Annotated in this window: 10 protein-coding genes; 5 read left to right on the forward strand and 5 right to left on the reverse strand. The window is 58.4% G+C overall.

Annotation, left to right across the window (positions count from 1 at the left end; all coding sequences use genetic code 11):
- Window positions 1-16: 16 nt before the first annotated feature.
- Window positions 17-412 (reverse strand): peptide-methionine (R)-S-oxide reductase MsrB, encoded by a 396-nt coding sequence (gene msrB / locus GHO41_RS07635; RefSeq protein WP_048368738.1) that lies wholly within the window; start codon window positions 410-412, stop codon window positions 17-19.
- A gap of 212 nt (window positions 413-624) precedes the next feature.
- Here msrB and GHO41_RS07640 point away from each other — a divergent pair, with 212 nt between their 5' ends.
- The 3 genes from GHO41_RS07640 to GHO41_RS07650 all read left to right on the forward strand — a co-directional run bounded on the left by GHO41_RS07640 (window position 625) and on the right by GHO41_RS07650 (window position 3,997).
- Window positions 625-1,836: a pyridoxal phosphate-dependent aminotransferase gene (locus GHO41_RS07640; RefSeq protein WP_048368739.1), complete on the forward strand. Its 1,212-nt coding sequence runs from the start codon at window positions 625-627 to the stop codon at window positions 1,834-1,836.
- 313 nt (window positions 1,837-2,149) lie between these two features.
- A complete protein-coding gene (gene htpX, locus GHO41_RS07645; RefSeq protein WP_048391298.1) occupies window positions 2,150-3,037 on the forward strand; it encodes a protease HtpX in 888 nt (295 codons plus the stop codon).
- Window positions 3,038-3,229: 192 nt separating this feature from the next.
- Window positions 3,230-3,997 carry a class III extradiol ring-cleavage dioxygenase gene (locus tag GHO41_RS07650; RefSeq protein WP_153433320.1) on the forward strand — a complete coding sequence of 256 codons (768 nt, stop codon included), beginning with the start codon at window positions 3,230-3,232 and terminating at the stop codon, window positions 3,995-3,997.
- 200 nt (window positions 3,998-4,197) lie between these two features.
- Here the strand turns inward: GHO41_RS07650 and GHO41_RS07655 are convergent, their stop codons facing one another.
- A complete protein-coding gene (locus GHO41_RS07655; RefSeq protein WP_048368742.1) occupies window positions 4,198-5,868 on the reverse strand; it encodes a DEAD/DEAH box helicase in 1,671 nt (556 codons plus the stop codon).
- Window positions 5,869-6,239: 371 nt separating this feature from the next.
- Entirely contained in the window at window positions 6,240-6,995 is a 756-nt protein-coding gene (locus GHO41_RS07660) for a spermidine synthase (RefSeq protein ID WP_153390607.1), read from the reverse strand.
- Window positions 6,996-7,152: 157 nt separating this feature from the next.
- On the opposite strand from GHO41_RS07660, the gene GHO41_RS07665 reads away from it, so the two are divergent.
- A complete protein-coding gene (locus tag GHO41_RS07665; RefSeq protein ID WP_048368744.1) occupies window positions 7,153-8,499 on the forward strand; it encodes a class II 3-deoxy-7-phosphoheptulonate synthase in 1,347 nt (448 codons plus the stop codon).
- Between the two features lie 106 nt (window positions 8,500-8,605).
- On the opposite strand, the gene GHO41_RS07670 is transcribed toward GHO41_RS07665, so the two are convergent.
- The gene (locus GHO41_RS07670) at window positions 8,606-8,785 is read right to left on the reverse strand and encodes a DUF1127 domain-containing protein (protein ID WP_048368745.1); all 180 of its coding nucleotides are present in this window, start codon (window positions 8,783-8,785) and stop codon (window positions 8,606-8,608) included.
- Between the two features lie 95 nt (window positions 8,786-8,880).
- On the opposite strand from GHO41_RS07670, the gene GHO41_RS07675 reads away from it, so the two are divergent.
- Window positions 8,881-9,738 carry a LysR family transcriptional regulator gene (locus tag GHO41_RS07675; RefSeq protein WP_153329943.1) on the forward strand — a complete coding sequence of 286 codons (858 nt, stop codon included), beginning with the start codon at window positions 8,881-8,883 and terminating at the stop codon, window positions 9,736-9,738.
- Here GHO41_RS07675 and GHO41_RS07680 read toward each other — a convergent pair.
- On the reverse strand, window positions 9,728-10,037 hold a 310-nt coding region (locus GHO41_RS07680), incomplete at its 5' end, for a sulfite exporter TauE/SafE family protein (RefSeq protein WP_153433321.1). The genes GHO41_RS07675 and GHO41_RS07680 overlap by 11 nt on opposite strands.

Raw genomic sequence — 10,037 nt, forward strand, 5'->3', positions numbered from 1 at the left:
CCTCAAGGAATGGGCATCAAGCACGTGGAACCAGGTCCAGGCACACCGAATTGATGCAGTAGCGTAGCCCGGTCGGCGGCGGACCATCGGGGAATACGTGACCCAAATGCGCATCACACTTGGCGCACACCACTTCGGTGCGGATCATGCCGTGGCTCACGTCGCGGATTTCTACCATCGCGCTCGCACCAATGGGCTCATAGAAGCTGGGCCAGCCGCAGCCCGAATCAAATTTGGCGCGCGAATCAAACAACGGTTCATTGCAGCAAATACAGTGATAAACGCCATCGGTTTTGGTGCCGTTGTATTTACCCGAAAACGGTCGCTCGGTGCCTTTAAGACGGCACACGTTGTACTGCTCCGGATCGAGCATGGCCTTCCATTCGTCCAGGGTTTTGTTCAACTTTTCCATGGTTCTACCTCTGCAACTGAAAAACCCCGACCGGTGGCTTTTCCAGGGGGCGGGTGGCACGTATGATTGCGCCTCGTTATGCGCCAGTCTGGCACCCGCTCTGTAAGCATTCAAACGGATTCTTGAAGCCTAGCGGTGTTCGCCAACGCAGAATTTCCCAGTGCACAGGTGCCCACCTTGCCTGGATCGTTCATTTTCGGGATCCCATCGCCATGCAGGTCAGCAAATCAAACAAGCTCGCCAACGTCTGTTATGACATTCGCGGCCCAGTGCTCAAGCACGCCAAACGTCTGGAAGAGGAAGGCCAACGCATCCTCAAGCTGAATATCGGCAACCCGGCACCTTTTGGTTTTGAAGCGCCGGACGAAATCCTGCAGGACGTTATCCGCAACCTGCCAACTGCTCAGGGCTACAGCGACTCCAAAGGCCTGTTCAGCGCGCGCAAGGCGGTGATGCAGTACTACCAGCAAAAGCAGGTCGAAGGTGTCGGCATTGAAGACATCTACCTGGGCAACGGCGTGTCCGAGCTGATCGTGATGTCGCTGCAAGCGTTGCTCAACAACGGTGACGAAGTGCTGGTGCCGGCGCCGGACTACCCGCTGTGGACCGCTGCCGTGACCCTGGCCGGTGGCCACCCGGTGCACTACCTGTGCGACGAGCAAGCCAACTGGTGGCCAGACCTTGAAGACATCAAGGCCAAGATCACCCCGAACACCAAAGCCATGGTGATCATCAACCCGAACAACCCGACGGGCGCGGTGTACTCCAAGGAAGTGTTGCTGGGCATGCTCGAACTGGCACGCCAACACAACCTGGTGGTGTTCTCGGACGAGATCTACGACAAGATCCTCTACGATGACGCCGTGCACATCTGCACCGCTTCGCTGGCACCGGACGTGCTCTGCCTGACCTTTAACGGTTTGTCCAAATCGTACCGGGTGGCAGGCTTTCGTTCCGGCTGGATCGCGATCTCCGGCCCCAAGCAAAACGCCCAGAGCTACATCGAAGGCATCGACATGCTGGCCAACATGCGCCTGTGCGCCAACGTGCCCAGCCAGCACGCCATCCAGACCGCACTCGGCGGCTACCAGAGCATCAATGATCTGGTGCTGCCCAACGGGCGACTGCTGGAGCAGCGCAACCGTACCTGGGAACTGCTTAACGACATTCCTGGCGTCAGTTGCGTAAAACCCATGGGCGCGCTGTACGCTTTCCCACGCATTGACCCGAAAGTCTGCCCGATCCTCAACGACGAAAAATTCGTTCTGGACTTGTTGCTCTCGGAAAAACTGCTAGTGGTCCAGGGCACCGCGTTCAACTGGCCTTGGCCGGACCACTTCCGTGTGGTGACGCTGCCACGCGTTGACGAACTGGACATGGCCATCGGTCGAATCGGTAACTTTCTGAAGACCTACCGTCAGTAATTTCTGAACATGCTGTGCGACAAATGAAAAGTCGCACAGCATGTGTCCACTGAAAGAATCTTCATTTGTTAGCTTTCCCGACTTTTCCTGCACACCCGAAAAACCTAAAACCTGGCAAGGCCTTTAATTTATTGGCTTTGAGCCTGACTTTTGCCTGAATAAAGGGTCCATTCATATTAGGAAATATCTGGCGCCGCGCTCAATTCGACCTGTAGGACACAGTTTGAAATAGTCACTTGGTTGAATAGCCTGAGGCAGCACCTTATATACCCGCATGCGGCAACACCCTTAAGACGAGGAGATTCTTACAACCATGATGCGCATTCTGCTGTTTTTGGCCACTAACCTGGCGGTCGTGCTGATTGCCAGCATCACCCTGAGCCTGTTCGGCTTTAACGGGTTCATGGCGGCCAACGGGGTTGATCTGAACCTCAATCAGCTGTTGGTGTTCTGTGCGGTCTTTGGTTTTGCAGGGTCTTTGTTCTCGCTGTTCATTTCCAAATGGATGGCGAAAATGAGCACCAGCACCCAGGTGATCACTCAACCTCGTACACGCCACGAACAATGGCTGATGCAAACCGTTGAACAACTGTCCCGCGAAGCCGGGATCAAAATGCCTGAAGTGGGGATTTTCCCGGCTTACGAGGCCAACGCGTTTGCTACCGGCTGGAATAAAAATGATGCGCTGGTGGCGGTTAGCCAGGGCTTGCTTGAGCGATTTTCGCCCGATGAAGTGAAAGCCGTACTGGCTCACGAAATCGGCCACGTCGCCAATGGCGACATGGTGACCCTGGCCTTGGTGCAAGGCGTGGTGAACACCTTTGTGATGTTCTTTGCCCGCATCATCGGCAATTTCGTCGATAAAGTGATCTTCAAGAACGATGAAGGCCGTGGCATTGCCTACTATGTCGCGACCATTTTCGCGGAGCTGGTACTGGGCTTCCTGGCCAGCGCCATCGTGATGTGGTTCTCGCGCCGACGCGAGTTCCGGGCTGACGAAGCCGGCGCTCACCTGGCCGGGACTGGCGCCATGATCAGCGCCCTGCAGCGCCTGCGCTCCGAGCAAGGCCTGCCGGTGCACATGCCGGACACCTTGTCTGCCTTTGGTATCAATGGCGGCTTGAAGCAAGGCCTGGCGCGGATGTTCATGAGCCATCCGCCTCTGGAAGAACGTATCGACGCACTGCGTCGTCGCGGCTAACCGCTACGGGCTTACTCAAAAGGGCGACTTCGGTCGCCCTTTTTTGTGCCCGCTGTTCGGATATTGCCGACACGCCTGCTCCAGGATGCTGAACCAAACTTTAAATTCGATAGATAAGCACTAAAACTTATATTGGATTTAGATCAATGATCAGGCTGAAGATGGCGCATCCAAACCTTGAGGACCCTCACCATGCTGCCTAGCCTGTACATCTCACACGGCTCTCCGATGCTGGCACTGGAACCCGGTGAAAGTGGCCCGGCCTTGAAGCGCCTCGCCGCGCAATTTGCAAAGCCCAAGGCCATCGTGCTGCTTTCGGCTCACTGGGAAAGCGCCGACCTGCGGGTTGCCAGCCACCCGGCGCCAGAGACCTGGCATGACTTTGGTGGCTTCCCACGTGAGCTGTACGCCGTGCAATACCCGGCGCCGGGCGATCCCTCGCTGGCTGCACGGATCGTGCAACTGCTGGCCACACACGGCCTGCCCGCGCAACTGGATGCCAAACGTCCTTTCGACCATGGCGCCTGGGTGCCGCTGTCATTGATGTACCCGGCAGCCGACATTCCTGTGGTGCAGGTGTCGCTGCCCAGCCAAATGGGCCCTGCGGGCTTGAATGAAGTGGGCCAGGCGCTGGCAAGTTTGCGCAGTGAAGGCATTTTGATCATTGGTTCAGGCAGCATCACCCACAACCTGCGCGAGCTGGACTGGCAGGCGGGCCCGGAAAGCGTCGAACCATGGGCCAAAGCGTTTCGTGACTGGATGATTGAAAAGCTCGCCGCCGACGACGAAGCAGCTTTGCACCAGTACCGGCAACAGGCGCCGTTCGCCGCCAAAAACCACCCGAGCGATGAACACCTGTTGCCGCTGTACTTTGCCCGGGGAGCGGGCGGCCCGTTCAGCATTGCGCATCAGGGCTGGACCTTGGGCGCACTGGGGATGGACATCTACCGGTTTGGATAATGATGCGCCAAACCTCTGTGGGAGCGGGCTTGCTCGCGATGCAAACAACTCGGTACATCAGTTGCACCTAGTCGATCCAATCGCGAGCAAGCCCGCTCCCACTCCCCTGATCGAGGGATCAATCGCACCTTTAACCGCAGGCAAAAAAAATCCCCGAACCAGTCGGGGATTTTTTAGTGATCAATCACAGCACGCCGTGATTAATCTTCGCGGTAGCGACGCAGCTTCAACTGCTTGCCAGCGACACGAGTGTCTTTGAGCTTGGCCAGCAGTTTTTCCAGGCCTTCTTCCGGCAGTTCTACCAGGCTGAAGCTATCACGCACTTGAATGCGACCGATTGCTTCACGTGCCAGGCCACCCTCGTTGAGGATAGCGCCCAGCAGGTTCTTGGCAGCGATACCATCACGCGCACCCAGCGCGGTACGGCAACGAGCACGGCCTTCAGCCAATGGAGCCGGAGCACGACGCTCACGATCACCACGGTCTGGACGGTCGCCACTGCGCTCGGAACGCTCACGCGGAGCACTGTTCGGCACCAGCGGGCGCTCACGCTCAATAGCTGCCAGGGTCAGAGCCTGACCGTTGGTGGCTTTGCGCAACAGGGCAGCGGCCAACGCACGCGGGCTGCAACCGATATCGGCAGTCAGACGATCCAGCAGGTCGCCGTGAGTCGATTCAGCATCAGCAACCAGTGGCGCCAGGCTGTTGGTCAGTTTCTTGATGCGCGCATCAAGGACTGCCTGAGCATCCGGCAGGCGGACCTCAGCAACCTTTTGACCGGTTACACGCTCGATCACTTGCAGCATGCGGCGCTCACGTGGAGTCACCAGCAACAGTGCACGACCTTCGCGACCTGCACGGCCAGTACGGCCGATACGGTGAACGTAGGACTCTGGATCGTAAGGCATGTCAACGTTGAACACGTGGGTGATACGCGGAACGTCAAGGCCACGAGCGGCTACGTCGGTCGCCACAACGATGTCCAGACGGCCATCTTTGAGGGAGTCGATAACGCGCTCACGCTGGTTCTGGGCAATGTCACCGTTCAGCGCAGCGGCTTTGTAGCCTTTGGCTTCCAGGGCGCTGGCCAGGTCCAGGGTGGCTTGCTTGGTACGCACGAACATGATCAGCGCGTCGAAGTCTTCAACTTCCAGCAGGCTCAATACAGCCGAGGTCTTCTGGTCAGCGTGAACCAACAGGTGAGCCTGTTCGATCGCGGTAACGGTCTGAGTCTTGGTCTGGATTTTAACGTGCTGCGGGTCACGCAGGTGACGCTCGGCAATGGCACGGATCGACTGCGGCAAGGTGGCCGAGAACAATACGGTCTGACGGGTAGCAGGCAAAGCCTTGAAGATCACCTCAAGGTCATCCATGAAGCCCAGCTTGAGCATTTCGTCAGCTTCGTCGAGAACCAGGTGGTTCACGGTCGCCAATACTTTTTCGTCGCGACGCAGGTGGTCGCACAGACGGCCCGGAGTGGCAACAACGATTTGTGCGCCATTACGGATTGCTTTCAGTTGTGGGCCCATGGGCGCGCCGCCGTAAACGGCCACAACGTTAACGCTAGGCATTTGCTTGGCGTAGGTTTCGAAAGCGGTTGCTACTTGCAGCGCCAACTCACGGGTTGGCGCCAGGATCAGGGCTTGCGGTTCGCGCTTTGCAGGATCGATGCGATTGAGGATAGGCAGGGCAAAGGCGGCGGTTTTACCCGTACCGGTTTGCGCCTGACCAATCATGTCGTGACCGGCCAAAATGATCGGGATCGATTGCTGCTGAATAGCCGAAGGCTCTTCGTAGCCAGTCGCGATGACGGCTGCAAGAATGTTCGGGTTAAGATCAAAAGCGGCGAAGCCGCCGGTTTCCTGGGTCATGGGTCTGCCTCTAAGTGCATCCGCAAAGACCCATGCTCCAAAGCTGCGCATGCCGTGTAAGACTACAAGAGTCGCCCTGGCTGCTTTGTCGGCGGGGATTTGCGAAAACGTTAAATGAATGGAGCGTTCAGGGTAGTCCGCGAAACGGACGAGCAGCCGAAGCGTACTTCGGGAAGTGCAACACCTAAACGTGGCCCGGCTAAAGGCCGGCGCGCACTATACCGGATTTATCACAAAAAAAAAGCGCTTTTTTAACAGTCGATCGTCTGCAAGCCTCTGTAGACCGGGCTTTTGCGATAATTTGGGCTTCGCAAAACGGGGCGTGGCCCGGCAATTACGGGCCTGTCGCTAAAACGATTCACCGTGGCGCTTCAGGTCGCAGGGCGAATGGCCTTGATCAACGCTTCGAGCGAATAACCCAAACGCGGCGCCAGGGCCTGTGCGCGAGCGGTCAGTGCGTCAATGTCCAGCGCCTGATCCAGATCGCCGGGCACCAGCAAGATGACGTTGCCCTCTTTGACCGGCAGCTCCCAATAGTGACGATGGAACAAGCCCCGCAACAAGGCGGCGCCCAGCGGTTTGCCGTCGTCGGTGGCCCACTGGTTGATCACCAGCCAGCCGTTGGGCTGGAGTTTTTTCTGGCAGTTCTCCAGGAAGGTCCAGGCCAAATGACCAGGCGCCGGCCCCAGGTCGTTGTAAAGGTCGACGAAAATCAGGTCGGCAGGCTCGGCGCTGGGCAAGAGCTCCACCGCGTCACCAATGCGAATGTACAGCCGCGGGTCGTCGTCCAGCCCCAAGTGCTCAATGGCCAGGCGCGGTACATCCGGGCGCAGTTCAATGGCTTCGACGTCTTCCAGAGGCAAAAACTTGAGGCAGGCCTGAGTCAGCGTCCCGGCACCCAACCCCAGAAACAGGGCGCTCTCTGGCGCTTCATGGCACAAGGCACCAATCAGCATGGCGCGGGTGTAGTCGTATTCCAGCCAACTGGGGTCCGTGGTGAACACGCAGCTCTGCTCGATCGCATCGCCAAATTCGAGGAAGCGGTAGTCTTCCACTTCAAACACTCGAATCATGCCGAAGTCATCATGGACTTCAGCGAGCAGGCGCTCTATGCGCTCCTCAGACATTGCCTCTCCTCGCCGCGCCCGGCACACACGGCCAGCGCGCTAAAAACCACCACTCGATGCCGAGCGCAAAGGCACGATTGTCGGCCATTGCAACGCAACAGGTCACGCACTAATTGCTGCTAACATGCGCCATCCCCTTTCGACACTAGAGTCTGCGATGAGCCAACCCTGGAGCCCTGACAGCTGGCGCGCCCTGCCGATCCAGCAACAACCCCACTACCCTGACGCGGCCCACTTGTTGCGGGTCGAGCAAAGCCTGGCGAGTTACCCGCCACTGGTGTTTGCCGGAGAAGCCCGCGAACTGCGCCGTCAGTTTGCCGAGGTCACCCAAGGTCGGGCGTTTCTGTTGCAGGGCGGCGATTGCGCTGAAAGTTTTGCAGAGTTTTCGGCAGCCAAGATTCGCGACACCTTTAAGGTGTTACTGCAAATGGCCATTGTCATGACCTTCGCGGCGGGCTGCCCGGTCGTCAAAGTCGGGCGCATGGCGGGCCAGTTCGCCAAGCCGCGCTCGGCCAACGATGAAACCATCAACGGCGTCACGCTGCCGGCGTATCGCGGCGACATCGTCAACGGTATCGGTTTCGATGAAAAAAGCCGCGTGCCTGATCCAGAGCGCCTGTTGCAGTCTTATCACCAGTCCACCGCAACCCTGAACCTGCTGCGCGCCTTTGCCCAGGGCGGTTTTGCCGACCTGCACCAGGTGCACAAGTGGAACCTGGACTTCATCGCCAACTCGGCGCTGGCAGAAAAGTACAGCCAACTGGCCGACCGTATCGACGAAACCCTGGCCTTCATGCGCGCCTGCGGCATGGACAGCTCGCCGCAACTGCGTGAAACCAGCTTCTTCACCGCCCATGAAGCGTTGCTGCTGAACTACGAAGAAGCCTTTGTGCGCCGCGACAGCCTGACTAACGATTACTACGATTGCTCGGCACACATGCTGTGGATTGGCGACCGTACCCGCCAGCTGGACGGTGCCCACGTGGAGTTTCTGCGCGGCGTGAACAACCCGATCGGGGTTAAAGTCGGCCCGACCATGAACACCGAGGAATTGATCCGCCTGATCGACATCCTCAACCCTGACAACGATCCGGGCCGTCTTAACCTGATCGTGCGTATGGGCGCCAACAAGGTCGGCGACCATTTGCCGCAACTGATCCGCGCCGTCGAAGGCGAAGGCAAAAAAGTGCTGTGGAGTTGCGACCCGATGCACGCCAACACCATCAAGGCCAGCAGCGGCTACAAGACCCGCGACTTCGCGCAGATCCTTGGCGAAGTGAAGCAGTTCTTCCAGGTACATGAAGCCGAAGGCAGCTACGCCGGCGGGATTCACATCGAAATGACCGGACAGAACGTCACCGAGTGCATTGGCGGCGCCAATCCGATCACTGAAGACAGCCTGTCAGACCGCTATCACACCCACTGCGACCCGCGCATGAACGCCGATCAGTCGCTGGAATTGGCGTTCCTGATTGCCGAAACGTTGAAGCAGGTTAAGCGCTAAAAACCGTACGAGGCAGGTTGTTCGCGATGCAGACGACTCTATTTTTCAGCTAAATCGAGTGGATGACATCGCGAGCAAGCCTGCTCCCACAAGGCCCTGCTCTAACTCACTTCTTCAACGGATCATCCCAAAACGGGCGATAGCTTTCGGTTTCGATGTCAGCCCGGCTCAAGCCCAAATCCTTGAGCCCTGCATCGCTGATTCGCCGCAGCGCCGCCCGCTCACGGGACAGTTGATACCATCGCGCAATACGCGCCATCCACGCATTTTCTTTTAGACCTTTCATCACCTGGACCTCCTGGGGGATGGCTCAAGTCTCTGCCCAGGCATAAGATCAATCCAACGAATGTTTCTTATGCGACCCATTTGCGAGATTGATGAATGGCCGGTTTTCCGAGTATCGACACTGACTTGCTGCGCACTTTCGCTGCGATTGCCGATCACGGCGGCTTTACTCGCGCGGCAGAAGCGGTCAATCGCACGCAATCGGCGGTGAGCATGCAAATGAAGCGCCTGGAAGAGGACGTGCTGCACTGCACGCTGTTCCAGCGCGATGGCCGTACGGTCAGCCTCACACCAGAAGGTCAGGTGCTGCTGGGGTATGCGCGGCGCATCCTCAAGCTGCACAGCGAGGTATTCAATACGCTGAGCCTGCCAAAAATGGTCGGCACCGTGAAAATCGGCTCGCCGGACGATTACGTCATGCGTTTTTTACCCGGCATCTTGTCGCGCTTTGCCCAGGACTATCCGCTGATCAACGTTGAGGTGCATTGCGAGCCGTCCGCTCTGCTGTTACAGCGCAACGATCTGGATCTGACCATTGTGACCCGCGAGCCCGGCACTGAAACCGGGCAGATCCTGCGTCAGGAGCGCTTTGTGTGGATGGTCGCCGAAGGCTTCGCCCCCCACGAACGCACGCCCATGCCGCTGGCCATGTTCAATACCGACTGCTTTTGCAGCACTTGGGCGTGCAATGCTCTGGACCTGGCGCAGCGCGAGTACCGGATTGCCTACACCAGCGCCAGCCTGTCGGCGATCAATGCAGTGGTGAGCACCGGGCTGGCGGTGACGGCCCAGTTGCAAAGCCTGCTGCCAGCGGATTTACGCATCATTGGCGAGGCAGAAAACCTGCCCCAGTTACCGTCTGCCAGCATCGTGCTGCTGCGCAAACACAACAGCGCGGCCTCGCCGATCATTGAGTGCTTTGCCGAGTACATCGTCGAAGGCTTTAAGCTTTAATCGCCAGCAACGCCGCACACAGCAGCAAAAAGGCGCAGTACATTCCCCGCAGCATGCGCTCTGGCAGCGCATGCGCCAGCTTAACGCCCCAACTGATGCTCAGCAGACCGCCGATAGCCATGGGGATGCCCATCAGCCAGCTCACCTCGTCGTGCACCGCGTACGTCAACAATGTGACCGCCGTGCTGGGCGCCGCCAGAGCCAGCGACAAGCCTTGGGCCATCACTTGCGTGGTGCCAAACACACTGGTGAGCACCGGGGCCGCGACCACCGCGCCGCCGACCCCAAACAGCCCGCCC

This window comes from Pseudomonas sp. FSL R10-0399, from assembly GCF_009600165.1.
Taxonomy (GTDB): Bacteria; Pseudomonadota; Gammaproteobacteria; order Pseudomonadales; family Pseudomonadaceae; genus Aquipseudomonas; species Aquipseudomonas helleri.

Coding starts and splice junctions, on each gene's coding strand:
- GHO41_RS07655 (WP_048368742.1), bottom strand. CDS start 5,868: ATGACCCAGGAAACCGGCGGCTTCGCCGCTTTTGATCTTAACCCGAAC.
- GHO41_RS07665 (WP_048368744.1), top strand. CDS start 7,153: ATGAGCCAACCCTGGAGCCCTGACAGCTGGCGCGCCCTGCCGATCCAG.
- GHO41_RS07640 (WP_048368739.1), top strand. CDS start 625: ATGCAGGTCAGCAAATCAAACAAGCTCGCCAACGTCTGTTATGACATT.
- GHO41_RS07660 (WP_153390607.1), bottom strand. CDS start 6,995: ATGTCTGAGGAGCGCATAGAGCGCCTGCTCGCTGAAGTCCATGATGAC.
- msrB (WP_048368738.1), bottom strand. CDS start 412: ATGGAAAAGTTGAACAAAACCCTGGACGAATGGAAGGCCATGCTCGAT.
- GHO41_RS07670 (WP_048368745.1), bottom strand. CDS start 8,785: ATGAAAGGTCTAAAAGAAAATGCGTGGATGGCGCGTATTGCGCGATGG.
- htpX (WP_048391298.1), top strand. CDS start 2,150: ATGATGCGCATTCTGCTGTTTTTGGCCACTAACCTGGCGGTCGTGCTG.
- GHO41_RS07675 (WP_153329943.1), top strand. CDS start 8,881: ATGGCCGGTTTTCCGAGTATCGACACTGACTTGCTGCGCACTTTCGCT.
- GHO41_RS07650 (WP_153433320.1), top strand. CDS start 3,230: ATGCTGCCTAGCCTGTACATCTCACACGGCTCTCCGATGCTGGCACTG.